26 protein-coding genes and 1 tRNA gene are annotated in these 26,381 nt (G+C 40.2%); 26 read left to right on the top strand and 1 reads right to left on the bottom strand.

All coding sequences use genetic code 11. The annotated features are described in order from the left end of the window. Window positions 1-15 precede the first annotated feature (15 nt). The gene (locus IIB39_05755) at window positions 16-897 is read left to right on the top strand and encodes a dihydrodipicolinate synthase family protein (GenBank protein MCH8928206.1); all 882 of its coding nucleotides are present in this window, start codon (window positions 16-18) and stop codon (window positions 895-897) included. A 58-nt stretch (window positions 898-955) separates the two neighbouring features. Continuing rightward, window positions 956-2,029 (top strand): 3-isopropylmalate dehydrogenase, encoded by a 1,074-nt coding sequence (locus tag IIB39_05760; GenBank protein ID MCH8928207.1) that lies wholly within the window; start codon window positions 956-958, stop codon window positions 2,027-2,029. 5 nt (window positions 2,030-2,034) lie between these two features. Here IIB39_05760 and IIB39_05765 read toward each other — a convergent pair whose 3' ends face one another. Beyond that, a complete protein-coding gene (locus IIB39_05765) occupies window positions 2,035-4,554 on the bottom strand; it encodes a dehydrogenase E1 component subunit alpha/beta (protein MCH8928208.1) in 2,520 nt (839 codons plus the stop codon). A gap of 222 nt (window positions 4,555-4,776) precedes the next feature. Here IIB39_05765 and IIB39_05770 point away from each other — a divergent pair, with 222 nt between their 5' ends. From IIB39_05770 to IIB39_05885, 24 genes are all read left to right on the top strand, one after another. Beyond that, window positions 4,777-5,307 carry a ribonuclease HI family protein gene (locus tag IIB39_05770; GenBank protein ID MCH8928209.1) on the top strand — a complete coding sequence of 177 codons (531 nt, stop codon included), beginning with the start codon at window positions 4,777-4,779 and terminating at the stop codon, window positions 5,305-5,307. Between the two features lie 42 nt (window positions 5,308-5,349). Then, window positions 5,350-5,841, top strand: coding sequence for a 3-isopropylmalate dehydratase small subunit (locus IIB39_05775; protein MCH8928210.1), 492 nt, complete (start codon window positions 5,350-5,352; stop codon window positions 5,839-5,841). Window positions 5,842-5,856: 15 nt separating this feature from the next. After that, window positions 5,857-7,041 (top strand): acetyl-CoA C-acetyltransferase, encoded by a 1,185-nt coding sequence (locus IIB39_05780; GenBank protein ID MCH8928211.1) that lies wholly within the window; start codon window positions 5,857-5,859, stop codon window positions 7,039-7,041. Window positions 7,042-7,070: 29 nt separating this feature from the next. Beyond that, on the top strand, window positions 7,071-7,949 hold the full coding sequence (locus tag IIB39_05785; GenBank protein ID MCH8928212.1) for a 3-hydroxybutyryl-CoA dehydrogenase: 879 nt from the start codon (window positions 7,071-7,073) through the stop codon (window positions 7,947-7,949). A 13-nt stretch (window positions 7,950-7,962) separates the two neighbouring features. Next, window positions 7,963-9,033: a glucose-1-phosphate thymidylyltransferase gene (locus tag IIB39_05790; GenBank protein MCH8928213.1), complete on the top strand. Its 1,071-nt coding sequence runs from the start codon at window positions 7,963-7,965 to the stop codon at window positions 9,031-9,033. A gap of 5 nt (window positions 9,034-9,038) precedes the next feature. After that, window positions 9,039-9,680, top strand: a complete 642-nt coding sequence (locus IIB39_05795; protein MCH8928214.1) for a deoxynucleoside kinase — start codon at window positions 9,039-9,041, stop codon at window positions 9,678-9,680. 105 nt (window positions 9,681-9,785) lie between these two features. Then, window positions 9,786-10,409 (top strand): phosphoribosylglycinamide formyltransferase, encoded by a 624-nt coding sequence (locus IIB39_05800; GenBank protein ID MCH8928215.1) that lies wholly within the window; start codon window positions 9,786-9,788, stop codon window positions 10,407-10,409. Continuing rightward, window positions 10,406-11,950, top strand: a complete 1,545-nt coding sequence (gene purH, locus IIB39_05805) for a bifunctional phosphoribosylaminoimidazolecarboxamide formyltransferase/IMP cyclohydrolase (protein ID MCH8928216.1) — start codon at window positions 10,406-10,408, stop codon at window positions 11,948-11,950. The genes IIB39_05800 and purH overlap by 4 nt, the downstream gene beginning before the upstream one ends. An 18-nt stretch (window positions 11,951-11,968) precedes the next feature. Beyond that, window positions 11,969-12,982 carry a rod shape-determining protein gene (locus IIB39_05810; protein ID MCH8928217.1) on the top strand — a complete coding sequence of 338 codons (1,014 nt, stop codon included), beginning with the start codon at window positions 11,969-11,971 and terminating at the stop codon, window positions 12,980-12,982. 26 nt (window positions 12,983-13,008) lie between these two features. Continuing rightward, the gene (gene mreC / locus IIB39_05815; protein MCH8928218.1) at window positions 13,009-13,830 is read left to right on the top strand and encodes a rod shape-determining protein MreC; all 822 of its coding nucleotides are present in this window, start codon (window positions 13,009-13,011) and stop codon (window positions 13,828-13,830) included. Next, complete coding sequence (mreD, locus tag IIB39_05820; GenBank protein ID MCH8928219.1) at window positions 13,827-14,306, top strand: rod shape-determining protein MreD; 480 nt, start codon at window positions 13,827-13,829, stop codon at window positions 14,304-14,306. The genes mreC and mreD overlap by 4 nt, the downstream gene beginning before the upstream one ends. Further along, the gene (gene mrdA / locus IIB39_05825) at window positions 14,307-16,106 is read left to right on the top strand and encodes a penicillin-binding protein 2 (protein ID MCH8928220.1); all 1,800 of its coding nucleotides are present in this window, start codon (window positions 14,307-14,309) and stop codon (window positions 16,104-16,106) included. 11 nt (window positions 16,107-16,117) lie between these two features. Further along, window positions 16,118-17,347: a rod shape-determining protein RodA gene (gene rodA, locus IIB39_05830; GenBank protein ID MCH8928221.1), complete on the top strand. Its 1,230-nt coding sequence runs from the start codon at window positions 16,118-16,120 to the stop codon at window positions 17,345-17,347. A gap of 118 nt (window positions 17,348-17,465) precedes the next feature. After that, a complete protein-coding gene (locus IIB39_05835) occupies window positions 17,466-18,164 on the top strand; it encodes a tetratricopeptide repeat protein (protein MCH8928222.1) in 699 nt (232 codons plus the stop codon). Between the two features lie 18 nt (window positions 18,165-18,182). Then, the gene (locus tag IIB39_05840; protein MCH8928223.1) at window positions 18,183-19,040 is read left to right on the top strand and encodes a glycogen/starch synthase; all 858 of its coding nucleotides are present in this window, start codon (window positions 18,183-18,185) and stop codon (window positions 19,038-19,040) included. Window positions 19,041-19,139: 99 nt separating this feature from the next. Next, window positions 19,140-20,321: a hypothetical protein gene (locus IIB39_05845; GenBank protein ID MCH8928224.1), complete on the top strand. Its 1,182-nt coding sequence runs from the start codon at window positions 19,140-19,142 to the stop codon at window positions 20,319-20,321. Window position 20,322: 1 nt separating this feature from the next. After that, the gene (locus tag IIB39_05850; protein MCH8928225.1) at window positions 20,323-21,504 is read left to right on the top strand and encodes a hypothetical protein; all 1,182 of its coding nucleotides are present in this window, start codon (window positions 20,323-20,325) and stop codon (window positions 21,502-21,504) included. Window positions 21,505-21,532: 28 nt separating this feature from the next. After that, window positions 21,533-22,807 carry a hypothetical protein gene (locus tag IIB39_05855; protein ID MCH8928226.1) on the top strand — a complete coding sequence of 425 codons (1,275 nt, stop codon included), beginning with the start codon at window positions 21,533-21,535 and terminating at the stop codon, window positions 22,805-22,807. Then, window positions 22,777-23,238 (top strand): ribose 5-phosphate isomerase B, encoded by a 462-nt coding sequence (gene rpiB, locus IIB39_05860; protein MCH8928227.1) that lies wholly within the window; start codon window positions 22,777-22,779, stop codon window positions 23,236-23,238. The genes IIB39_05855 and rpiB overlap by 31 nt, the downstream gene beginning before the upstream one ends. Window position 23,239: 1 nt before the next feature. Beyond that, window positions 23,240-24,538: a serine hydroxymethyltransferase gene (locus tag IIB39_05865; GenBank protein ID MCH8928228.1), complete on the top strand. Its 1,299-nt coding sequence runs from the start codon at window positions 23,240-23,242 to the stop codon at window positions 24,536-24,538. 18 nt (window positions 24,539-24,556) lie between these two features. Next, window positions 24,557-25,003 carry a transcriptional repressor NrdR gene (gene nrdR, locus IIB39_05870; GenBank protein ID MCH8928229.1) on the top strand — a complete coding sequence of 149 codons (447 nt, stop codon included), beginning with the start codon at window positions 24,557-24,559 and terminating at the stop codon, window positions 25,001-25,003. Between the two features lie 53 nt (window positions 25,004-25,056). Continuing rightward, window positions 25,057-25,129: transfer RNA gene (locus tag IIB39_05875), tRNA-Ala, on the top strand. 237 nt (window positions 25,130-25,366) lie between these two features. Beyond that, on the top strand, window positions 25,367-25,600 hold the full coding sequence (locus tag IIB39_05880; protein MCH8928230.1) for a hypothetical protein: 234 nt from the start codon (window positions 25,367-25,369) through the stop codon (window positions 25,598-25,600). A 224-nt stretch (window positions 25,601-25,824) separates the two neighbouring features. After that, entirely contained in the window at window positions 25,825-26,199 is a 375-nt protein-coding gene (locus IIB39_05885; protein MCH8928231.1) for a hypothetical protein, read from the top strand. The last annotated feature ends 182 nt before the right edge of the window (window positions 26,200-26,381 follow it).

Below are 26,381 nucleotides of genomic sequence, written 5' to 3' on the forward strand. Positions count from 1 at the left end.
AATGGAGTACCACAATTGGGGATGTTAGGAAGAGGGATATATACTCCACTTGTAACTCCATTCAGTGACGACGAAATAGATTTCCAATCACTTCTTTATAACGTAGATAAATTAAACAATTCTTCGATTCAGGGCTATCTTATTCTTGGCTCGAGCAGCGAATCAATTCTTCTTAATCGGGAAGAACGACTCCAGGTAATTGAACGTGTTATAGGCCAGGGCAGGGATGCAGGTAAAATGATTCTTGTGGGTGTGATGGAAGAGTCAACTAAATCAGCTATATCTTTTGTTGCAGAAGCCGATAAATTTGATCCTGATGTCTATCTCATATTGCCGCCTACGTACTACAAACCCTCTATTAATGAAGACATATTTCTGAACTTTTATAATGACCTGAGCAAGACAACAAAGGTTCCGCTGTTTTATTATAATGTTCCTATGTTTTCTGGTCTGTCTATTGAATCAAAATCTCTAATCAAAATTATAGAAAAAGATTATATAAAAGGTTGGAAAGATTCTTCCACCGAATTGGAGAGGTTTATAGATATCCAGAAACAGTCCAATTTCGCCTTTCAGTCATTTACGGGGAATGCGGGATTGTTATTAGATAGCTTAAAAAATGGTTCTGAAGGTGGAATATTAGCAATATCAAATGCCCTACCCGACCTTTGCACTGATATATATTCTGCCTTCTCAAGTGGAAATTTTGAAGAAGCGGATATCTTGCAATCAAGACTAAAAAACTTTGCTGATAATGTAACAACACCATTCGGAATTGCTGGATTAAAATATGCTATGAGTCTATTAGGATTCAATGGGGGATCAGTGCGAAAACCATATTCAGACTTAAACAATGAAGACGGAGAGCAGCTTCGACAATTTCTTGATTCTTACTGACCTATTCCATAAGTTGCTGTCAATATTAAATTTGGAGCATAAGTAAAGTGAGAAACTTTTGCCAAAAATAGCTGTTATCCCCGGTGACGGTATTGGAGTTGATGTTACAAAAGAAGCTATGAAAGTTCTGCACACTATGAACGTCATTTTCGATTTTGATCTTCAGTTAAACGAATTTGATTACAGTGCCGAACGATATTTGAAGGACGGCACAACGCTTCCCGAATCCGGATTTAAAGAATTACGGGATAATTATGATGCAATTTATCTTGGGGCGTTAGGCGATCCCAGAGTTCCGGATATGAAACACGCAAAAGATATTCTTCTTGGCTTGAGGTTCAGGTTGGATCTTTATGTGAACCACAGGCCTATCAAATTAATTCATGAAAAATTATGTCCATTGAAAAATAAACAACCGAAAGACTTAAATTTTGTTGTGTTCAGAGAAAATACCGAAGGCTTTTACGTCGGTGTAGGAGGGAATCTCAAAAAGGGCACACCGGATGAAATTGCCGTGCAGGAATCGATAAATACGCGTAAAGGCGTAGAACGAATCATAGAATACGCTTTTAATTACGCAGAGGAAAATAATCTTAAAACAGTAACTATGTCCGATAAAAGTAACGCCTTAGAATATGAGGGCGGACTTTGGCAGCGGGTATTTGAAGAAGTCGGCAAACGACACAAATCAATAGAGACCAATCATTGGTATATTGACGCATTAGTTATGCAGATGATTAAACGTCCTGAGCAGTTTGAGGTAGTGGTTACAAATAATATGTTCGGTGATATTATCACCGATCTCGGTGCGCAGCTTCAGGGCGGGTTGGGTCTTGGCGCATCCGGGAATATCAATCCTGAAACTAAAAAGGGACTATTCGAACCTGTTCACGGCTCAGCTCCAAAATATGCAGGCAGAAATATAGCCAATCCAATGGGAGCTATATTATCCGCTGAAATGATGCTCGATTTTCTCGGATTCGGTGAGCAATCTAAAATAATAACAGAAGCTATAGCAGATGCCATAGAACACGATTGGACTTCAGTAGATTTAGGAGGTTCGCTTGGCACTGAAGAAGTTGGTGATTACATAGTTAGATATATCGAAGAGAACGCAAACAAGAATCCCTGATTTGCTTAATAGTCATTAAGCAATTTTACCGCATCAACTATTTGTTTTTCACTAACCAGAAACTCTTTTTCTAATGGTGGACTATAAGGTACAGGAGTGTCAAGAGCGCCCAAAACACGTATCGGAGCGTCAAGGTATTCGAAGATTTCCTCTGCGATTAGAGAAGCAACCGACTGACCGATGCTTCCTCTCTTACTGTCTTCCGTTACAATAACGACCTTTCCGGTGCTTACTACTGAAGCAAGAATGGCATTTTTATCAAGTGGAACGAGCGAACGGAGATCAAGAACCATCGTAGATATTCCGTGATCTTCTTGTAAAGTTTCTGCAACAGAAAGACATTTGTGAACATATGCTCCGTAACTGATAACAGTCACGTCCTTTCCTTTACGCTTCAGGTGTGCAGAGCCGATAGGTATGATAATATCATCCTCTTCCGATGGCAATTCCTGCTTAATATCGGTGGCACGATAAAGAGCGATATGCTCATAAAATAGAACGGGATTATCATCTCTGATAGCCGATTTTAGCAGACCCTTAGCTTCAAGAGGAGTAGAGGGACAAACGATTTTTATTCCCGGCGTCCGATAAAACCACGCTTCGGTATTTTGTGAATGATATGGACCTGCTTGTCGCAATCCGCCCCAGGGCATTCTTATTGTAAGAGGAACTTTGTGTCCCCATCTATAAAATATTTTTGCGGCGTTGTTCACGAGCTGATTAAATCCACTGGCGATAAAATCGTTAAATTGAATTTCGGCAATCGGGCGCTTACCGGACAGCGCCGCACCTACCGATGCTCCGATAATAGCGGATTCGGATAGCGGAGTGTTTATCATTCGATCGCCAAACTCGCCTAATAGGGATTTGAGAATCAGGAATGCATTACCATATTTGCCGCCAACATCTTCGCCGATGATAAATGTATCACTATCCCTTGTCATTTCTTCCTTTAACGCTTCTACGATAGCCTCCCAAAATGTTTTACCGGAAGAAGAGGGAACAAAATCCACATCACTGCCTGAATGCCAATCAAAGTCGAGATTCCGGATTATATTATTTCTATTCTTTAAAGGCTCTGAGTGAGTCTCAGCAGCTTCGGAAAAGAAAGGAGATGCGCCGGCATCCTCGGGAGGTGGCCATGGCGCTTCGATAACATTTTCGGCTGCCGCCTCAATTTCCGCCGAAACTTCCTCAATAATTTGGCTATTGGTAACATCATCAAGAATACCTTCTTTGTATAATTTGGTTTTATAGAATTTTATTGGGTCTTTTGTTTTCCAAAAGTCATATTTTTCTTTATCTATATAGCCGTTTTCGCCAATATCAGGATATTCCAAATATTGGTCAGGCTCAACTCCGAAGTATAACATATCATCGTGATGGGCATGACCCGCGACTCGAAAGCAGATAAGTTCTACCAAGCGCGGTCCTTCTCCCCGCCGGCATGCATCTGCCGCCTCAGTTACGGCTGCGAATACTGCTTCCGGGTCGGTTCCGTCCACCGTAATCGCCTGCATTCCATAGCCCTTTGCTTTTTCTGATAGCTGTTGTGAAGAAAACTGTTCGTTCGCAGGCGTAGATAATGCCGTGTAATTATTTTGGACGATAAAGACTACGGGAAGTTTTTTAACTGCGGCAAAGTTAGCCGATTCATGCCACTCTCCTGAAGATAAAGCCCCTTCGCCGTTGCAGGTTATGACAACTCTGTCCGACCCCGAAAGTGCCATAGCGAGTCCAACGGCAGTGGACACGCTTATCCCTATCGGTGCGGAGGGAGGAAGGATTCCTTTGTTGAAATCTCCGATATGAAAATCTTTTCCGTATGTTGGTATAGCTTCCTTCCCCATTTGAGTCGCCATAACGTCAAAAGGTTTCTGCCCCATACACAATGCTATTCCAAGATCACGAATCATTGGAGTAACGTAGTCTCCTTCATATGGTTCACTAACAGAAGATGAATCTTCATTTTTATTCTGACGACGTTTAAGTCGGATCGCCGCAGCATAAATTGCTTCCTGTCCCATTGAACGAAATCCCTTTCCCTGAAATTGCGAACCATCAGGCGCCGTGATTTCGCCTGAAATGAAGAATTTCTTTAGGCGAGCGTCAAGATAGCGTGTTTGCAGCATTCCACGGTAAATTTCCAGTTTTTCTGCTTCTGAAAGAGAAAATCGCAACGATAAACGTGTAAAAGCTGATGTAATAGAGCTTAATAGGTTATCTTTAAAGTTATGGATTATATTTTTAAAGGGCATTTCAGGATAAATATCAGCAAAATCCTTTTCTGAATGTTCTTCAGGTAAAAGAGGAATTATTTCCAAAAGAAACTCACTCTGGATTTTTTCAATACTGCTCAGGGAGCCATCGCTCCGTTTATTCAGTATTTCATCTAATTTAGAAATGAGCGGTGTTACCAGGGGAGGAGAAAGTTGTGCTACAGCGGAGGTGATTTCAGAGCGAATCAATACCATATTTGGTATTGATTTATCAACATCGAATATCTTATCAACATCAGGGGTCAATTCCGTTTCCTTTTTTTAATATATCTAAAATCAACTGTTTGCGCTTTGTAAAATAAAAATAACTTTTAAAAGGGAAATAGTCAATCAGAGCGATTCAGATCAATATATTGAGAATACCGGCGGCGAATAGAAAATCTTGCCATAGCGCATCCGGCGGAGCCTAATTCGGCTTGACATTCCAAAGCAGTGACTGTAATTTAGATTTATAATTGTGATTCGTATATGAAGCCCACAGAAAACGAAATATTAGATGCACTCAAAACTACTGTAAGCGCTTCGGATTTAAATGACAAAATACCTTCACTCAGTGCAGAAAGGTTAAATCAATTTTATGACTCAATATCGAAGCAGCTGATGGAAACTACTGAAGCTGAGGTATTTATTGACGGCGCCAGCGATTCTGACGATAACGGAGGAGTAGGCGTGGTGCTGAAATCAAATGGTAAAGAGTTGGAAAATATATCGCGGTCAGTGGGGAAAAAGACCAATAATGAAGCAGAATATCTTGCAATGATAGCGGGTTTGGAATTAGCGTTAAACAATAACTTTAACACCGTTAAAGTTTATTCCGATAGCGAGTTGCTGGTAAATCAGATAAATGGGAAATATAAAGTTAAGGCAAAAAATCTTCAACCTTTATTCAATCAAGTACTCGATGTTTTGGATGAATTCGAAACATTTAAAGTCAGTTGGATACCGCGTGAGGAAAACAGTAGCGCTGATAACCTGGCAAAACGAGGATCTAAACAATAATATAGTTTAAGCAGAGGAGGCTAACTCCTTGATGAATAGGCCATTATGATAAAAGGCAAAGTACACAAATACGAAAACGACAACATTGACACGGACAGAATAATCCCCGCACGGCACTGTATAACGGTTGATCCCGCTAAACTTGCTGAACATTGTCTCGAGGACCTTGATCCTGAGTTTGTCGGAAAAGTCCAAAAAGGCGATATACTGGTTGCCGGCGAGAATTTCGGTTGCGGGAGTAGCAGGGAGAACGCTCCTCTTGCAATTAAAGGCGCCGGTATTTCCGCCGTAATCGCGAAGAGTTTCGCGCGGATATTTTATCGGAATTCTATTAATATCGGATTACCCATCTTTGAAAGCCCTGAAGCTGTTAATTTTATTAAGACCGATGATACAGTCACTTTAGACGTAAGTACAGGTAAAATTGCTATTGACGGTTCTGATAAAGCGTTTCAAGCAGCTCCATTTCCTGAAATGATGCAGGATATTATCTCTTCGGGCGGTATGGTAAACTATATAAAAAATAAAAGATGATATGTCCTATAGATTATGAGCTTAAAAGAAACAGATATTGTAATACTTGAAGGGGTAAGAACTCCATTCGGAGCTTTTGGCGGAAGTCTGGCAAAGTTATCCGCCACTGAACTGGGTGTAATCGCATCGAAAGGAGCTATTGAGAAATCGGGTGTCTCGCCTGATAAGATTGATAATATCGTCTTCGGAAACGCGCTTCAGACATCTGCCGATGCTATTTACCTTGCCCGCCACGTCGGATTGGGTGCGGGAGTACCTCATTCGACTCCGGCATTGACTGTCAACAGGCTCTGTGGTTCCGGATTTGAGTCTCTGATCCAGGCGGCGCGAACGTTGATGCTTGGTGAGGCGGAATTTGTTCTTGCCGGCGGAGCTGAATCAATGAGTATGACTCCACATTGTTCGTGGGGAGTACGATGGGGATTGCGATTGAAGGATGACAAATTAGTGGATTTACTCTGGGCGGCACTTTATGATCCTGTCGCAAAGCTCTCTATGGCTCAGACAGCAGAAAAACTTGCGGATACACGGAATATTAGCAGACAGGAAGTGGACGAATTTGCGTTACTGAGCCAGCAGAGAACCGCCGTAGCAAAAAAAGAAGGCAAATTTGACGACGAGATTGTTCCTGTGGTAGATAAAAACGGCAATGTATTACTCTCAACCGATGAGCATCCGCGTGCTGATACGTCAATTGACGCACTTTCTAAATTAAAACCGTACTTTAAAGAGGACGGCACTATTACCGCAGGAAACGCATCCGGAATCAGTGACGGGGCGGCGGCAATGGTTCTTACAACAGCTGAAAACGCTGAAAAATCCAGCCTGAAGCCGATCGGAAGATTGGTAAGTTGGGGAATATCAGGCTGTGACCCAACAATTATGGGCATCGGACCCGTTCCGTCTTCAAGAAAAGCGCTTGAGAAGGCTGAGCTTTCGTTGGAGGAGATTGATTTAATCGAACTGAATGAGGCATTTTCCCCGCAATATCTTGCTGTGGAAAAAGAACTGGGACTTGACAGGGATAAAACCAACGTTAACGGCGGAGCTATTGCGATTGGTCATCCACTTGCAGCGACAGGTGCTCGTCTTACAATGACTTTATTATACGAATTACGACGAAGTAATAAGAAAAGAGGGCTTGCCACTGCGTGTATAGGCGGTGGACAGGGCGCAGCCGTTATTGTTGAAACCGTTTAAATTATTAATATTGGATTGAATATATGGCGATAAAGAAAGTTGGAGTGTTGGGGTGCGGACTTATGGGTTCCGGAATTGCCCAGGTATCTGCCCGATCAGGATATGATGTGGTCATTAGAGAAGTAAGTCAGGAATTGCTTGATAAAGGTCTTGGAAACATCGAAAAATTTCTTCAAAAAGGAGTTGATAAAGGGAAAACGAGCGAGTCTGATATGAAGGAAACCCTCTCAAGGATTTCCGGCACAGTTGATATTAGTGATTTGGCTGATTGCGATATTGTTATTGAGGCGATAATAGAGAATATGGAATTGAAGGGTGCGGTGTACAAAGAGCTTAGCGAAGTGTGTAAGCCTGAAACTATATTTGCGAGTAACACATCTTCATTATCCATTACAGAAATGGCTTCATATACGAACAGACCCGATAAAATGGTAGGTATCCATTTCTTCAATCCTGTTCCGCTGATGAAGCTGGTTGAGGTAGCGAGATGCGTTACCACCAGCGATGAGAGTTTCGACAGCGCATTCGATTTTGCCGCTTCGCTCGGGAAGACTCCTGTTAAATGTGGAGATTCCACAGGTTTCATTGTAAATAGATTGCTTGTTCCATATCTTTTGGACGCTGTCCGCCAGCTGGAGAATGGCCTGGCTACCGTAGAAGATATTGACAACGCAATGAAATTAGGAGTTGGATACCCTATGGGACCGTTTACGCTGTTGGATTTTGTGGGAATTGACACAACACTTTATATTGCCGATATTATGTTCGATGAATTTAAGCAGCACAAATATTCAGCACCGCCGCTAATGAGAAGGATGATTCACGCCGGATATTTTGGAAGAAAATCGGGCAAAGGATTTTATGATTACACCGGCGATTCACCGGTTGTAAATGAGTTGGGACTTTAGAATGAGCACAAAATTGAAAGCGCTATTGACAACGGGTGGACGTGGTACGAGACTCAGGCCGTTAACCCATACTAAAAACAAGCATTTGATTCCGATTGCGAACAAACCGATAATTCATTATGCACTCGAATATCTGTCTGAAGCCGGAATCACCGAAGTGGGCATCATTACCAAGGGGGAGGGCTTGGAAATGATCGAGGCTCTTGGCAGCGGAGATAAATGGGGATTGAATCTCACTTATATTCCTCAGGATGAGCCTAAAGGATTGGCCCATGTAGTGAAAGTATCGCAGGATTTCATAGGTGACAGTCCGTTTATATTTTATTTAGGTGATAATATATTAGTTGGGGGAATCGAGAAATTCATAGATGATTTTGAAAAATCGAAATCAAATTGTCATCTTGTTCTTTCAAAAGTAAATGACCCTCAGCGTTTCGGCGTACCCGAGCTAAAAGACAATAAAATTATCGGTGTTGTTGAGAAGCCGGAAAATCCGAAAAGCGATTTCGCCGTTACGGGTATTTACCTGTACGATTCATCTATATTCGAGGCTGTAAATAATATCAAACCTTCGGATAGGGGAGAGTATGAAATATCCGACGCTCATCAGTATCTGCTCGATAACGGAAAGGTTATCAGTTACTCTGAGATAACGGGATGGTGGAAAGATACGGGTAAACCTGAAGACCTTCTCGAGGCTAATCGTCTTGTATTAGAAAAGATTACCAATGTTCATAACTATGGTGATGTAAGTTCAGATTCTGAGCTCGTGGGAAATGTATCCGTGGGGAAAAATACTAAAATCATAAATAGTCGCATTCGCGGACCTGTTATTATAGGCGAGGGCTGTACTATTGAGAATTCGTTTATCGGGCCATATACGTCTATCCATGACGACACTACAATATATGACAGCGCAGTCGAGTTCAGTATTATTCTTCGAAAGTGTTTGATACATGGTATGGAACAGCGTATGGATGGAAGCATAATCGGTGAAGAGGTGGAAATCGTGAGACGAACGGAAAGACCGCTTACCAACAGATTTATGATGGCCGACCACAGCCGAATGGAGATCGTCTCATAACTTAAATGCCGGGTCCGAAGAAAAATAGCAAAACGGACTTCGTTGGTATTGCCGGGAACATCGGCGCCGGAAAAACAACTCTTACAACAATTATCGCTGAACGGTTCAACTGGGAGCCGTATTACGAAACTGTAATTGACAACCCTTACCTTTCGGATTTTTATGGCGATATGCACCGCTGGTCATTTAATCTCCAAGTTTTTTTTCTATCTAACAGATTCAAAACGCACAAAGAAATGGAGGAATTAGGGCGTTCATGCGTACAGGACAGAACCATATATGAAGATGTTGAAATATTTGCGCGTAATCTTCATGAAATGGGGAATATGTCCGATAGAGATTTCGAGAATTACAGTGAACTGTTTTCAATTATTACATCCTACCTTAAAAAGCCAGATCTGATTATTTACCTGAAGGCTTCTACCGATACTCTGCTTTCGCGGATAAAAAGTCGTGGAAGAGATTTCGAAAAGAGTATTAAACCCGAATATCTTCATATGCTGAATATTGCGTATGAACATTGGATAAAAAAGGCTCAAAAAGATTCGAATGTATACATAATTGAATCGGATAATATTAATATATTGAAAGATGAAAAAGCGCTTCAGGAAATACTTGATGCAATCAGGGAATACTGTCCTGAATAAAGGAGTATGCAGCAGTATGAGTTTGTATTTAAGAGCTGGGGTAACTATATTTTTCCGCTGTGTTGAATCGGAGTATGAACCAATTTTAGCGTTTAGTCAGCACAAATGAACATAGCGATTTTCGCATCGGGAAGCGGTTCGAATGCTGAAGCGATAATGAAAGCCCAAAAAGAAGGAAGGCTTTCGGCGAAAATCGGATTAGTGGTTACCAATAAAGCGAAAGCCGGAGTAATTCAAAGAGCAGCTGCTTATAATGCACCATACGTTGTACTAAATAATAAAGATTTTGCGAATGAAGAAGAATATGTTGACTCACTCATTTATGCGCTCGATGAGAAAAATATTGATTTTGTCGTCCTTGCAGGATATCTGCAATTGATACCCGCTCGTTTGGTTGAGAAATTCAGGAATAGAATCACTAATATTCATCCGGCGCTATTACCATCTTTTGGAGGTAAAGGATATTACGGGCATAAAGTTCACGAAGCTGTTTTGGACGCGGGCTGCAAAGTAAGTGGTGTAACCGTTCATATCGTTGACGAGAAATACGACCGTGGGCCGATAATATCTCAAAAGTCTGTCCCCGTGTTTGATGATGACAGCGCAAAGTCGCTGGCAGAGAGGATACTGATTGAAGAACATAAAATATATCCGGCGACTCTACAACTTTTTGCTGAAGGAAGAGTAGAGGTATCAAAAGGAAGAGTCCGGATAATGGATGGTATATGAACGGTGATGTGACCATAAAGAAAGCGCTGTTTAGTCTTTGGGATAAATCAGGCTCTGAGGAATTGGCTTTTGCACTGATAAATAACGGCGCGAAAATAATCGCGAGCGGCGGGACTGCTGAATACTTGAGATCAAAAGGGATTGAATTAGAAGAAGTTGCAGATATAACGGGATACGGCGCAATGCTTGACGGCAGAGTCAAAACCCTGCACCCTAAAATATTTGCCGGGATTCTTGCCGATAGGGAAAACGAAGATCATATCAAACACATTTCCGACGCGGGAATAGACGAGATTGATTTGATAGCGGTAAATTTTTATCCATTTGAAGAATTTGTTAGTTCCGGGGATAAGTCAATATCAGACGCAGTTGAGATGATAGATATTGGCGGTCCGTCAATGCTCAGAGCTTCTGCCAAAAATCATGCATCAGTGGTTGCTGTTTGTGAGGCGGAACAATTCAAGTCATTAAGTGAAGAGTTAAATTCCACTGGTGGCAAAGTCAGCTCTGCGAGCAGGGCGAAATTGGCAAAGGAAGCTTTTGCGTATACTTCAAAGTATGAGTTTGCGATAAGTAATTATTTTCAGCAGAACGGAGATGCCGGTATAAATGTAAAAAATATATCTATGAATAAGATATCTGACTTGAGATATGGCGAAAATCCGCATCAAAATGCGTCATGGTATTCTTCGCCTCAATTTGAAAGCATTGAGATGGATCTACTCCACGGGAAACCTCTTTCGTATAACAACCTTCTTGATGTTGATTCGGCTATTGGTATTCTTTCTGACCTTAAAGATAATGGTGTAGCCATTTTAAAGCATGGGAATCCATGCGGTTGCTCTGAAAAATCAACAATATTAGATTCTTATTTGCGGGCATTAAAGACAGATCCGATTAGCGCTTTCGGAAGTGTAATTGGAATTAAGGGCGTTGTGGACGATCAAACAGCCAAAGCCTTAAATAAAAATTTTGTTGAGTGCATTGTAGCTTCCGGGTATTCACCGGACGCATTTGATATACTGACTAAGAAGAAAAATTTGCGACTTTTGATCGTTGAAAAATTTGACGGACCGGATATGGAAATTAGAGCGCTGAGAATTGGGCTTTTGACACAGGATAGGGATAAAGACGGTTTGGATATTTCGACTGCGAAAGTAGTGACAAAAAGAAAACCGTCGAAAATCGAACTGAAAGCTCTTTCTATTGCTTGGAGGATTGCAAAGCATGTGAAGTCAAACGCAGTTATATATTGCGACGAAGACGGAACATTGGGGATTGGTGCGGGGCAAATGTCACGCGTTGATTCAACGAAACTTGCCGCAATGAAATCGAAAGATGCCGGACTCACATTGGAGGGATCCGTAGCTGCATCTGATGCATTCTTTCCCTTTCGGGACGGATTGGATGTGATTGCTGAAGTTGGAGCGACTGCTGTTGTGCAGCCGGGTGGTTCCATAAGAGATGAAGAAGTAATTGAAGCTGCAGACGAACATAATATGGCTATGATATTTACCGGCTTTAGGCACTTTAGACATTAGAGGAGAATTGAAAAAATAATGGGATTATCATTTTGGAACTATCTATCAGGAGATATGGCTATTGATCTCGGTACTGCCAATACACTTATATATCTCAAAGGTCAGGGCATTATTATAGATGAACCGTCGATCGTCGCAAGAAACAGACAGACCGGCAAAGTCATAGCAGTCGGCTACGATGCTAAGGAAATGCTCGGCAAAACACATCAGGATATTGAAGTTATCAGACCTTTGAAAGATGGAGTTATAGCAAATTTTGAAGTGACGGAAGGAATGCTTCAGGGATTTATTAAAAAGGTAAAGATCAGTCGTATTGCGAGACCAAGAATGGTTATCGGAGTTCCCACAGGAATTACCGAAGTGGAAAAAAGGGCAGTCAAAGACTCGGCTGAACGGGCTAACGCAAGGGAAGTTTTTCTGATAGGTGAGCCTGTGGCGGCGGCTATTGGAATTGGTCTTGAAATCGATAAACCGGTTGGTAATATGATTGTGGATATAGGTGGTGGAACAACTGAGATTGCAGTTATCGCCTTAAATGGAATCGTGACTCATGAGTCTGTTAGAATCGGCGGGGATGAAATGGACGAGGCGATAAGTCAATATTTCAAGCGCGAGCATAATTTGCTTATCGGCGAGCGGACAGCTGAGAATATTAAATGTGAAATCGGTTCAGCTGCTCCGGTTGAAGAGAAAACAATGGCAGTGAAAGGACGCAACTTAATTGCCGGAATTCCAAAAACGATTGAAGTTACTTCCTCCGAGATACGGGAAGCCTTGCGAGATACAGTAGATTTAATCGTGCAAAGCGTTACAGAGTCTTTAGAAAAGACACCACCCGAACTATCCAGTGATATTCTCGACAGAGGAATCATCCTTACAGGCGGAGGCGCGCTGCTGAATGGACTTGACCAACGGTTAAGGGACGAAACAGAACTTCCTGTTAATGTTGCTGAAAACCCTTTGCTGACTGTTGCTTACGGTACCGGCAAAGTTCTTGAAAATATAGAAAAATATAGAAGTGTATTAAGTTAACATCGATGATCATTCCCTGACAAAAGATGCAAACTTTAATATCATTCATTTATAATACCCGCGAATATTTCGTTTTACTCTTCGCCTTACTGATTTCGCTTATTCTTATCTCAAGCAACGATAACATTCAGGTTAGAGCTATGAGGGGAAGCGTCCTTGACTCATTTCATATCATTCAAAAACCGCTCTATTATTTAGCGGATCTAAATGTAGTACGAAAAGACAATAAAAGAATAAGACAGAAAAATATTAAACTCTCGATTCTAATCAGCAACTTAACCGAAGCGAAATTCGAAAATGAGCGGCTAAGAGAATTACTGAATTTTAAGAGTAGCGTGGATAAATATAAACCCGTTACATCGGAAGTTATCGGATTTAGTTCTGAAACTTACGGTAATACAATTTTACTTGATGCCGGTGCAGAAAAGGAGATCAGGATAAATACTCCTGTTGTCAATTCTGAAGGAATTATAGGAAAGGTAATAGATGTTGGAAAACAAACATCCATAGCGCAATTGCTAAATGATCGGAATTTTAGAATTTCAGTTACTATCAACCCTGTGGGCGCTAATGGTATTTTACATGGAGAAAGAGGATTAAGTAATCTGAAGGAAGTTCCAAAAGGTTTGTTGGTAACTGTGGGAGATACTGTGGTCACATCGGGATTCAGTGATATATATCCAGCGGGTCTTATGGTGGGAATTGTGACATATGTTAATGAAAAACCCGAGCACTTTTTTAAAGAAATAAAAGTAGAACCAAGCGCATCAATGTCCAAATTAAAGGAAGTCTTTTTGTTAGTAAAGGCAATTGACCATCAAAAAGATGAGATTTCAGATAATAAATGAAATGGATTAAGTATGGCGGTTTATTTCTACTGGCATTATTAATTGAAGCAAATTTTTCAAAATATTACGCTATAGGTAATTACACGCCTGATTTGTTTGTCATTCTGGTGATTTATATTTCACTGAATGAAGGCAAAATATCAGGCACTATATCCGGGTTTTCGATTGGTTTAATTCAGGATTTTATATTGTCTGTCGGATTTTTAGGTCTCTCATCATTCAGTAAAAGTCTATCAGGATTTTTTGTGGGATTTTTCACCAATTCACGGCGAGCCAGAAAATATCCGGGAATTATGATACCTGCAATTATCGGTATAATGGTGAGCCATCTGTTTTCATCTATGTTTCGCTCTGTTGGTAGTGAAGAAGGGATAATTTCATCGGTATTTCGTCTGAGTCTGCCCTCAGCAATCTATACCTTTATCGTCGCAAATTTTGTGTTAATGATATTGAAATCAGAAAAGGAAGATGAATAAATGTACAAGGCTGATATTTCAGTATCTGATCAGAGAAAATTATTCGCATATTTAGCGGTTATTCTGATATTCGGAGTCTTGTTCTGGAGATTTTACGATCTTCAGGTAAAGCATTACTACTCGTTTCTTGAGAGGTCGGAACGGAACCGTGTTCGGGAAGTGATGATAGAACCGCCGAGAGGTTTGATCTATGATCGGAATGGAATTCTACTTGTAGAAAACAGACCTTCTTATGTCGTATCCGTAATTCCCTGGGAGGCGGAACGAGCGCCTAATGTTTACGAAATGTTATCAGGATATTTAGGTTATGATAAGGAATATCTGCTCACTCGTATAAAAAGAAATATGATAGGTAGGTTTCGCCCCGCAAAAGTAAAACGTTCAATAGACCTGATTACTCTTTCAAGACTTGAAGAACACTCTAATGAAATGCCCGGTGTGGTTTATGGTCTTTTACCTGAACGATATTATCCCACCAGCGCCAGTATGAGCCATATGTTAGGATATATCCGGGAGATAAGCGATGTTGACTTGGCTAATAAACGTATTGACGGCTATGTAAGGGGTGATCTTATAGGAGCGATCGGTTTAGAACGAAAATACGAACAAAAACTAAGAGGTGAGAAAGGATTTGAATATATCCAGGCGGATGCTCTGGGAAGAAATATCGGTAAGATAGAAACCGAGGAATCACGTCCTCCAAAACCGGGAAACGATTTATATCTTTCCATTGATCTTTCGGTTCAGTTAGAGGCGGAAAAATTTATGGAAGGAAAGAAAGGATCAATAATACTCCTTGATCCATCCAATGGAGAAATTATTACTTTTGTAAGCGCCCCAGTATATTCTCTTGATATATTTGCCGGACCGATCTCTCCGGAGGATTGGAATACTCTTCAGAGCGATGATGCTCATCCCCTTTTTAATAGAGCTACTATGAGCACTTACCCGCCGGGTTCGACGTATAAGCTGGTTGCGGCTGTGATGGGTCTTGAAAACGGTATCATAGACATTGAAAGAAAATTTAATTGTCCCGGTTATTTTCGGCTTGGGAGACGAGTATTCAGATGTAACAGGGTATCAGGTCACGGAGACGTAAATATCGTTGACGCCATAGCACAGTCATGTAATGTATTTTTCTATAAGATGATGCTCGAACTTGGATTGGATGCTTGGAGTAAAAGTGGTGAAAATTTGATGTTCGGCAAAAAAACAGGGATTGATATTCCCGAGGAAAGCGTAGGAAAACTGCCAAATAAAGAACTTATGGACAAGAAATACGGTGATGGCAAATGGCAGGAAGGTCATCTGCTTAATTTAGTGATCGGGCAGGGCGATTTACTTGTTACGCCACTTCAAATGGTTAACCTGATGATGATAATCCGAAATGAAGGGACATATTATAGTCCCCATTTTGCAAGAGGATACTATTATGAGGATTCTGATTTTTACGAGGATTTAGAATTTGAACCAAAACATATTGCCAGAGCTATTTCTGATGAGACATGGTCAATTCTGAAGGAAGGAATGTTAGGTGTTATTGAGCAGGAGAGAGGTACCGGTAGAATTTCAAGAATTGAAGGATTATCAATATACGGTAAAACAGGAACGGCGGAAAATCCTCATGGAGACGATCACTCCTGGTTTATCGGATATGTTGAGGACGAGATAAATCCGCTGGCTTTTGTGGTAATCGTAGAAAATGGCGGCGGCGGCGGCACTGTGGCAGCCCCAATTGCTAAATCATTAATTAAAAAATATTACGATTCTCTGTTATCAGATTTCGCAATGGAATTTTAACGGATTAAAGAATGTCGATTGGTCAATATATTATCGCAAAGATATATTCATTTGATTGGATTGTAATAACTATTGTACTATTGCTCATATTTATCGGAATTCTCGCTATACAAAGCGCTACGTTGGAACAATCAGCATCCGCGCTACAGAAAAATTTTCAGAAACAGATAATTTGGGGCGCTCTTGGATTTCTGATATTTTTTTCTATGAGCTTCCTGAGTTTTAGATGGCTATATGCTATCTCATATTTAATTCTGCTTGGAGGAGTTTTTTTACTGGTATTGACATATCTGCCCGCATTAGGAAGCGGAGCATCCCGAAGATGGATATCTTTAGGAGGATTCTCCTTTCAACCGTCAGAATTTATGAAAGTTTTTCTAATAGTTGGTTTGGCACGGCTATTAACGGATAATATCAAATATCTAAACTCTGCCAGAGGATTGATTCCTCCATTTTTAGTAACGTTTGTAATCTCGCTTATCATATTAAGACAACCTGATTTAGGAACTGCATTAGTTTTTCCCGCAATATTGTTTCCGATGTTGTACTGGGCGGGGGTTCCGCTTTTTACACTTTTCATTATAATTGCGCCACTAATCAGCCTCTTGAGCGCGTTTAATCTGCTTTCATTTGTGTTCTGGATAGGTTTATTACTTTTATTGCTTTGGATTGCGAGAAAGTCACTCCGATTCATAGTAATAATGTTTCTTTTAAATATATCAGTAGGGCTCGCTACACCGATAATGTGGACGAATTTAAAGCCGTATCAGCAACAAAGAATTCTGTCGTATGTTGACCGTCAACTTGACCCGAGAGGATCCGGATATCAAGTATTACAATCAAAAGTAGCAATCGGTTCCGGCGGATTATATGGAAAGGGGCTTGGAGACGGCACCCAGACTCAACTTAAATTCCTGCCCGAGCAACATACGGATTTTATTATTTCCCTGATAGGAGAGGAGCTTGGCTTTGTGGGAGTCTCAATTATACTGCTATTGTTTATGATACTCATATTACGAATTATTCATATTGCGTCAAATCAGATAAACCTTTTTGAAAGTTTTATACTTGTTGGCACGGCATCATTAATAATTTTTCAGGTTTTTGTAAATGTCGGAATGACAACGGGATTAATTCCTGTAACAGGGCTGCCGTTGCCGTTCATAAGTTATGGAGGTTCATCTTTGCTTTCAATTATGATGCTTATGGGTCTTGTTCAAAGCGTAAGTACCGAAAATTAAAACAACCGATTTTTCGGCATAAGTATTTTTTTATAATTTATTCTTTTATTAGATTCTTATTCATTGCATAAGTTGTGTTAAATAATTAAATTATAAGGTTCATGATAGCATTCAATATATGAAAATAAAAAGTTATTGGGCTGTGAGTCTCATTACTTTGGTGGCTACTTCTGTCTCCGGTGGCGCGTTGCGCGCAGAATTTACCAACAAACTCTTACAGGTTAGCGATCAGGACAAATTAGAGATAGCATCTCTCAAACGGGACATATCAGTTATAGATTCTACTCTTTCCTCAGAAATGGTCAACATCAAGAGATTATTAGCAAAATACAAAGCTACGAATCAAAAAATGGATGATATTGATCTGAGGTTGTTGAAAATGGAATCTATGATGCTGACCGGAGCAGGATCAATCCGACTGATTCGCACTATTCCTTTAAGTCCCGAAGAATATATGACCGAATATAAAACAGCTTTGGAATCTTTTGAAAGTTATGAATATAACCGGGCACTTCTTATTTTTCAGAGGTTAATCCTTTCAAATCCTGATAATGAACTTGCCGATAATTCTCAATATTGGTTGGGCGAATGTTATTATGGTATTAAGGATTATGAAAGATCGATCCTCGAATTTGAAAAAGTTTTTACATTTCCAAATAATAACAAGATGGATGCAGCTCAGCTGAAATTAGGTATTTGCTATCTGCGTCTGGGAAATAAAAAAGGTGCGATGGAAGAATTCTCAAGATTGTCAATTCTCTATCCTGATAGCGAATACATACCCACAGTGAACAGCTTAATGAATAAAATTCAATAATATTATGAGTGAAAAATTTTGAAAGTATTTTTAATTTCCCCCGAAATAGCTCCTTTTTCTGAGACAGATATTACAGCGCTTTTCTCGAGATATATCCCCAAAAATCTTCAAGAGAAAAAACACGATATCAGGCTGATAACACCTAAATATCCCTTTATAAGTGATAGGAAATTTACCTTGCGTGAGGTAATCAGGCTGAAAGAAATTTCTGTTGAATGGAATTCTGCCGATAGGATGGCAAGTATAAAATCCGGATTTGTACCCGACTCAAAAGTTCAGGTATATTTTCTTGAGCGAAGTGATTTTTTCTCATCGCTTGACCGGAAAATATATAAATCAAAAGGAAGCCGAAAGGCTTTAGAAGATACAGATATGCGATTTTCCTATTTTGCAAAGGCATCTTTGGAAAGCTTGAAGCATCTCCATTGGGAGCCTGAAATAATCCATTGCTGCGGATGGGCATCGGCAATGGTTCCTATATTGTTGAAGACTATCTATAAAGATGACCCGTTATATAAGAATATTAAAGTTGTTTTTAGTCCTTTCGCATCTAAAGACTTAACAACATTTTCTGTCAAGTGTTTAGAAAACGCAAAGGTAAATCTTGATGATGATGACTTAAAAAATCTTATGGTAAATAAAAAAGGGAATTTCAGCCCTACACTTGCCGGGATAGCATATTCGGATGCAACAATTACCATCTCTTCATCTGTTTCGAACATTGACAAAGGATTAAAATCTAATTCCGCTTTTGCCGAGGTGATTAAAAAGAGAAATAGTAACTATAAATCTTTTTCAAGTCGGTTTGATAATAAGGATGATTATACTAAATTATCTTCATCAGTCCTTGATGTTTATCAGAATATTATCGAATAACATTTCCCATCAATTCAAGGTAACCAATTGATATATTCTGCTCAATCTAAAAGTCCTCGTAAATCCAAATGCTCTTTACCGATTGGATTATTATTTCTATTGTTTTCAGCAGCGGGATGTGACAGCACAGAGTATGTTAATGTGATAGACAGTGTGCTTGCGCCGGTTGATCAGGCCAACTTTCAAAACATTCCATTTTCATCAATATCGGACAGCACATGGAGCGTTATGCCGAATAGAGGCGAGACAGCGCAAAATTTGGTTGGTAAATTTGATATTTATGAATCGGCTATGCTGATAAAGTTTCATGGAAATATAAGTCTTCCCGACAGTTCTACAATAAGCGATATATTTTTAGAAATGTCAGTGGCAAACACTATCGGAGATTCATCCGTAAATGCCATAAATATTTTGATGCGTAAAAATACTCTTTCCTGGACTGAAGATAATCTCTCGGATCTTATTTATGATGATTTTATCAATGCCTCAGAAGAGCTTTATGATTCTACATCAGCGCCTTGGCGAACAGCCGACAGCATCACGCAAATTATCTCTTTCAATGTTCCTCTTCCGGTATATCAAAATTGGAAGGAAGAATCGGATACTAACGGTGTGCTGATATTTAATGATGGTCCCGGTGGTTTTATCATTTCCTCTCACTCTCGATCCAGCGGAAGAATATCTTCACTCTTACCGGTACTGCGAATCAACTATACCGAAGACGGAGAACCAATCACTAATAGGTTTAGCGCTACTGCTGACGGCTACACGATGAAGATATTAGAAGATTTAACCGTTACCGACACAGAACGGTTATACGTGGGAGGAGGAGCGGCGCATAGAGCATTTATCAGGTTTGCTCCAAATCTACTTGATCAAATTCAGTCTGATGCTCTTATCTCGAAATCCGAAATTACATTTACAATCGATTATGATAAATCTATTTTACCTACTTTAAATAGCGCTGTGCCGGGAATCTTATTCGACTTACGATACAGTTTTCTTGATTCAATAGGTTCTACTGGTTTACCCGTAAAGATAAGCAGGAGCGATTCCCTTGATATTAGCGTGCCTCTGAGCGGTACTACCCTTACACTGAACTTATCGCCATTTATTCAACAGTGGGTAGCAGGCGCTAAGGATAATCTCGGAATTGCAATATGGAGCAGCGGAGAACACAGCCAAATCTTTCGAATTTCTTTAATAAGCGGCAATAGTATGGATAGTGATGCTCTGAAACCGGATATTGACATATTCTATATAGAACCACCGGATTTTTAAAATGAAAAATAAATCGCTACTCATAATTTTGCTCCTTGTTGAATTTTCCACAAAAACTCTTTTTGGAGGAAGTTTAAGCGGTAAATTTGGAATCGGAGAAAGACAGACGGCTGTTTCAGCGCGTTCTCTCGGGATGGGCGGAGTAAACATCGTATTAAACGATGCTTACAATTACAGCCGATGGAATCCTGCTCAATGGATATTCGTCAGACCTGTTCGTATCAATTTCCTGAGCAATACGAATTATAATCAGGTAGAAAATGGGGTGAATGGTTCATTTACTGAGTTCGGCGGATTCAGTATGGGTTTTCCCCTCGGTCCCGAATTTGTAGTAGCGGGCGGAGTATATCCTCTAAGCAGTTCAAATTATGCTCTTGTTCAATCCGGCGTTACAAATGATGTACCATGGAACCTGCGTGTTGATGGAAGTGGAGGGATAAGTACATTCGGACTTGGAGTAGCTTATCTCGTGAAAGATAATTTATCAATCGGAATTAAAAACGATTGGATTTTTGGCAATAAAATTCAAGAATGGAATACGGTGTTTGAAGGAACAGGATTCAGGGAGGGAAATTTTACCAAACTTACATCGTTCAACGGAAGTATTTTCACGCTCAGCTCGTTTGTACAGCGAGATAAATTTATGTATGCGTTGTCTCTTTCATTGCCGATTGGTTTCGCCATAAAAAGAGATATTGATTCACAATTCACGGACGATATTATCGGACCGGAAATAGATATCAATTATCCTGTGGAATTACGATTAGGATTGAGCTATAGCTTTTGGGATAGATATCGCTACGCTCTTGAGTACCAGCGTAGTGATTGGAGTTCGTTTGATACAAATTTTGATGGACAGTATGGTGTGGCTTACGATATATTGAGCGGCATTGAGCGTAATTCCATAACTACAAGGGTTCCATTTTACAGTAGGATAGCTCTTAGGGGTGGAGCGAGTTTTCGTAAACTTTATGTGAAAACATTTGATAACGGTGATATATTTGAAACATCGTTTAGCTTTGGCTTGGGAATTCCGATTCATAACGGCAAAGAAAATTTTGATTTAGGTGTGGCGTTCGTATTTAGAGATACCGGAAATACTACTTTACCAAAAGAAAAAGGAATTATTTTCAGTATAGGATATTCCGCCAGCGAAGCGTGGTTTGTTCGAAAAGGTAGATAAACTATCAAGAAACATAAAGGAGCGTTAGATGACTGTAAGTTTAAAAATCATTAAGAAGAAAGGATTGGTAGGATTACTCTTTACAGCATTCGTTTATTCTGTGCTTACCAGCTGCGCGCCCGGCGGTGTCAGTGATGAGGTTATGAGCGCAGCTGAAAAAGCGAGGCAGGACTCTATTGCAAGAGTACAAGACAGACAGTGCAAAATCTGGCTATCCACAGCATTTGAATATTTCAAGAATAAAAATTTTGAAAGATCCTTATTAAATTACACCAAAATGGTAAACGGCGGCTGTACAGAAAAATATGGCGACAAGATTTGGGTATATCTTGGTAATTCATATAGAGAACTTGAAAAACCCGATAGCGCTATGTGGGCTTTTGAAACAGGCTTAAAAGAAGAACCCGATGACATAGCGTTACACGAAAACATTGCATTCCTCTATCAGTTGGTTGGCAAGACCGATAAGGTAATAAGTGAAAATGAAATTATTGCAAATCTGGACTCGTCAAATATTGAACGTTGGCGGAAACTGCATGATCTGTATTTCAGGAACGCATATTACGAAAAGGATCTTGAAGTATTAAATAAAATAATTGCTTTGGACGATCAGGATATATCCGCAAGGAATGACATGGTTACGGTGGTGAAGCTTCTCGGAGGCGACCCAACGGAACTTCTAAAGGGGCGGTATGAGGATAATCCTGATAATCCTGAATACCTGCTTGAATATGCCAATTCAGTATATGAAGCAGCAGATTATGAAACGGCAGTGAGCTTATACGAGAAATTGCTGGTATTAGACCCCAATCATTTTTTAGCGCTTGATCGCATCGCTAATAGTTACAAAAATCTTGATGACACGAAATCGGCGATTAAATCAGTTAAAAGGATGCTCAAGCTTAGAGCGAATGATAAACAGATTTTATATGATATTGCTGATCTATACAAATTAGATGGAAAATTTAAAACAGCATATTCATGGGCAAACAAAAGCATTAGGGCTAAACCGAAAGACGGTAGAGGATATTATGTGAGAGCATTGATTCTCGAAGAAGTATCTTTGTCCTGCCAGGCTGACAAAGGCGCTAAAGTAGCTTCCATACACGATAAATTAGTTTATGAATTAGCGTTGGATGATGTGAATGAAGCCGCGAAACTTGGTTATGGTCCCGCACGCTCGAGAGCAGAATTCCTGATTCTGATGTCTCCCAATAAGGGTGATATATTTATGCATCCTACAAAGTTTAAACCTATAGGCGATTGCTACGATTGGATAAAGAGGTCGGTAAAAAGAAAATAGCTATCGGCGCTGACCATGCCGGTTATGAGCTAAAGAAAGAAATAAGCGACTACCTTAATGGCAAGGGATATGAAGTCGTAGATTTTGGCACTCATTCCAACGAGTCTATCGATTATCCGGATTTTGCATATATTACAGCCAAGTCTGTTTCCGATAAAGAAACCGTCGAAGGTATATTGATTTGCGGAACGGGAATAGGTATGAGCATGGTGGCAAATAGGCTGCCCGGAGTTCGCGCCGCTCTCTGCAGCTCCATAGAAACCGCTAAACTCGCCAAACAGCATAACCATGCTAATCTTCTCTGCCTCGGCGCGAGGATGGACAGATCAGATACCATCGAAGAAATTCTCGATTCTTGGTTCACAACTGATATTGAGCACGGAAGACATGACCGCAGGGTAGAAAAAATCCACGAATTGACAGGGATCTGATTTGCTATCCACACTTAAAACAGAAGACCCGGAACTTTACGAATCAATAAGAGGTGAAGTTGCCCGCCAGCGACAGACGCTCGAAATGATAGCCTCAGAAAATTTCGTGAGTCGAAAAGTTTTAGAGGCAGCCGGTTCCGTCTTAACGAATAAATACGCAGAAGGTTATCCCGGAAAACGATATTACGGCGGTTGCAATTATGTTGATGTGGCGGAAAATCTCGCGCGTGATAGAGCAAAAAAACTTTTCAACGCTGAATACGTAAACGTTCAGCCTCACTCGGGCTCTCAGGCGAATATGGGAGTTTATTTTACTTTTCTGCAACCGGGCGATACTCTTATGGGAATGAATCTTTCCATGGGAGGTCATCTCACACACGGCTCGCCTGTGAATTTTTCAGGGAAGATATATAACGTGGTATCTTATGGCGTCACCAGAGACAGGGAAGTTATAGATTTTGATGAGGTAGTCAAGACGGCAAGAGAACATAAACCGAAGATCATCGTCACGGGCGGCAGCGCGTATCCGCGTAATATTGATTTCGAAAAGTTTCGTGAAATAGCGGATGAAATCGGCGCATTCTTGATGTGTGATATGGCTCATTTCGCCGGATTGGTTGCGATTGGAATTCATAATGATCCGCTTCCTCACTGCCATATAGTAACCACAACCACGCATAAAACATTGCGCGGTCCGCGTGGCGGAATGATACTGGTTGGAAAGGATTTTGAAAACAGTTTTGGAGTGGTTGCCCCGAAATCCGGAAGAACAAAAATGATATCGGAGCTGATTGACAGCAACATAATGCCGGGAATTCAAGGCGGACCTTTGATGCACGTTATCGCCGCAAAAGCAGCGGCGTTCGGAGAAGCTTTGCAGCCTGAATACAAGACGTACATCGAGCAGGTCGTGGCGAACGCAAAAGCATTGTCCGACCGTTTACTTGAGCATGACTTTAAGGTGGTTTCCGGCGGAACAGATGTACACCTTATACTGCTGAATCTCACAAATAAAAATATGACAGGGAAAGCGGCTGAAGAATCTCTTGAAGCCGCCGGAATAACTACAAACAAAAATATGGTGCCTTACGATGAGAGAAGCCCGTTTGTGACAAGCGGGATACGGATTGGAACACCCGCTCTTACGACACGCGGAATGAAAGAGGATGAGATGAAAACCATCGCCGATTTTATCAATAAGGTAATTTCAAATCCTGATGATGAGAATATCCGAAAAGAAATTAAAATAACCATTGGGGAAATGTGTGAGCAATTTCCCATTTACGATTACCTTGTCTGATGAGAGGAGAATAAAAATATGAAATGTGTTTATTGTGATTCGCCGAACACCCGGGTTGTTGATTCACGAATGGTTGCCAGTGAAAACGCTATCCGTCGGAGACGTGAATGTGAATCTTGCGCAAAACGATTTACTACGTATGAATATATTGAGAACACGCCCGTTATGGTGGTTAAAAATGACGGCAGACGGGAATCGTATGTCCGCCAGAAAGTAGAAAAGGCGATTCAGATCGCCTGCAACAAACGTCCCGTATCTCTCGAACAGATTTCCGATATAGTGAACGATGTTGAATTAGAACTCAGCAGCCTGGGAAGGAGAGAAGTGCCTGTAAAGATAATAGGCGAAACAGTTATGAAGAAGCTGAAGGCTTTAGACGAGATAGCATTTATCCGCTTCGCCAGTGTTTACAGGCAATATAAAGACACGCAGGAGTTCATTCAGGAAATCCATCGGATGAACTAATAAACGCTTGACTTCTAAGCGGTAATCAGATTATTATAGTGTACCAGAAATATGGGGCCGTAGCTCAGCTGGGAGAGCGCTTGAATGGCATTCAAGAGGTCGTGGGTTCGACCCCCATCGGCTCCACAATGATAGCATCACTTGGTACGGTCACCAAGTTCTTGGACTGAAAAATATCACCCTGACACATTGGTTGTATGTAGTAAGAAAACAAAGAAATTAAATTAAAATCGTATATCATCAATAATAACAAGTATATAAGACTTACAAAACTATATAAAAACATTGCTTAAAAGCAAAATAAATTTGGTTTATGCTTAATATTTCTTATATTTTAGCGATAATTATTAGCGAGGGGTAATTATGTTGGATAACGAATTTAACTATTATAAGAAAAACCAATCTGAACTTGTCAAAAAGTACGATGGCAAATATATCGTTATTATTGGCGATGAAGTAATTGCTGCATATGATAGCAAATCTGAGGCATATTCAATTACCTCAAAAGACCATGAGGTTGGAACATTTCTCATACAGTATGTTTCGCAAGGTAAGAAAGACTTTACAGTAACCTATCATTCGAGAGTAATTGTCTAATTCAAAATCAAAAGACCTTGAAAGCAACCCGATTCAGGCATTTACAAAATTATATAATGGATTAGCGCGAGAAATTTTAACTGAAATTGCATTATATCCATATGTGGATGTTCCAGACTTTTCTAAATATATTCGATTTGATGCAATTTGGGATACTGGGGCTACTTCGACATGCATTACACCAAATGGTCGTTCAGTCCCTCGGATTAAAATCATCTGGAAAAGTGGACGTAATAGGTATTGGTGGGACTGAGGAAGATGCAGATACCTATTTCCTAAATGCTGTGCTTAGAAATAATTTACATGTTCCTGAGCTAGAAGTAGTTGAAGTTAAAACAATCAGTGGAGCAGATGTTCTGATAGGAATGAATTTGATAACAATGGGTGATTTCGTAATTACTAGCCACAACGGAGAGACAGTGTTTACATATCAAACACCATCGCAAGGGGAAATAGACTTTGAAGTGGGAAATAAAAATAAAGCAATCTATGTTGGCGAAAATATTAACGACGATGACCCATGTTATTGTGATAGTGGGGAAAAATATATAAATTGTCATGGAAAACAGAAAATAAAACGCACTAACACTCTAACCTAAATTTAGTATATCGAAAAGAATTTAATAATATACATACGCTGTATATGTATATTGAATGCCATTCAAGAGGTCGTGGGTTCGACCCCCATCGGCTCCACAAAAGTAGAGTTTCATAGTGTGATTTAAGCCAATTCTGGTTATCTTCTCTAATAACATCACTGTTTTTCATATGAAGCATCTGT

The organism is Candidatus Neomarinimicrobiota bacterium (assembly GCA_022573815.1).
Classification (GTDB): domain Bacteria; phylum Fidelibacterota; class SORT01; order SORT01; family SORT01; genus JACZTG01.

What these genes read in the sequence shown, in the direction of transcription:
- IIB39_05770 (MCH8928209.1), top strand. Translation starts at nt 4,777, where the DNA reads ATGAAGCCCACAGAAAACGAAATATTAGATGCACTCAAAACTACTGTA.
- IIB39_05780 (MCH8928211.1), top strand. Translation starts at nt 5,857, where the DNA reads ATGAGCTTAAAAGAAACAGATATTGTAATACTTGAAGGGGTAAGAACT.
- IIB39_05795 (MCH8928214.1), top strand. Translation starts at nt 9,039, where the DNA reads ATGCCGGGTCCGAAGAAAAATAGCAAAACGGACTTCGTTGGTATTGCC.
- IIB39_05800 (MCH8928215.1), top strand. Translation starts at nt 9,786, where the DNA reads ATGAACATAGCGATTTTCGCATCGGGAAGCGGTTCGAATGCTGAAGCG.
- purH (MCH8928216.1), top strand. Translation starts at nt 10,406, where the DNA reads ATGAACGGTGATGTGACCATAAAGAAAGCGCTGTTTAGTCTTTGGGAT.
- IIB39_05810 (MCH8928217.1), top strand. Translation starts at nt 11,969, where the DNA reads ATGGGATTATCATTTTGGAACTATCTATCAGGAGATATGGCTATTGAT.
- mreC (MCH8928218.1), top strand. Translation starts at nt 13,009, where the DNA reads ATGCAAACTTTAATATCATTCATTTATAATACCCGCGAATATTTCGTT.
- mreD (MCH8928219.1), top strand. Translation starts at nt 13,827, where the DNA reads ATGAAATGGATTAAGTATGGCGGTTTATTTCTACTGGCATTATTAATT.
- mrdA (MCH8928220.1), top strand. Translation starts at nt 14,307, where the DNA reads ATGTACAAGGCTGATATTTCAGTATCTGATCAGAGAAAATTATTCGCA.
- rodA (MCH8928221.1), top strand. Translation starts at nt 16,118, where the DNA reads ATGTCGATTGGTCAATATATTATCGCAAAGATATATTCATTTGATTGG.
- IIB39_05835 (MCH8928222.1), top strand. Translation starts at nt 17,466, where the DNA reads ATGAAAATAAAAAGTTATTGGGCTGTGAGTCTCATTACTTTGGTGGCT.
- IIB39_05850 (MCH8928225.1), top strand. Translation starts at nt 20,323, where the DNA reads ATGAAAAATAAATCGCTACTCATAATTTTGCTCCTTGTTGAATTTTCC.
- IIB39_05855 (MCH8928226.1), top strand. Translation starts at nt 21,533, where the DNA reads ATGACTGTAAGTTTAAAAATCATTAAGAAGAAAGGATTGGTAGGATTA.
- nrdR (MCH8928229.1), top strand. Translation starts at nt 24,557, where the DNA reads ATGAAATGTGTTTATTGTGATTCGCCGAACACCCGGGTTGTTGATTCA.
- IIB39_05880 (MCH8928230.1), top strand. Translation starts at nt 25,367, where the DNA reads ATGTTGGATAACGAATTTAACTATTATAAGAAAAACCAATCTGAACTT.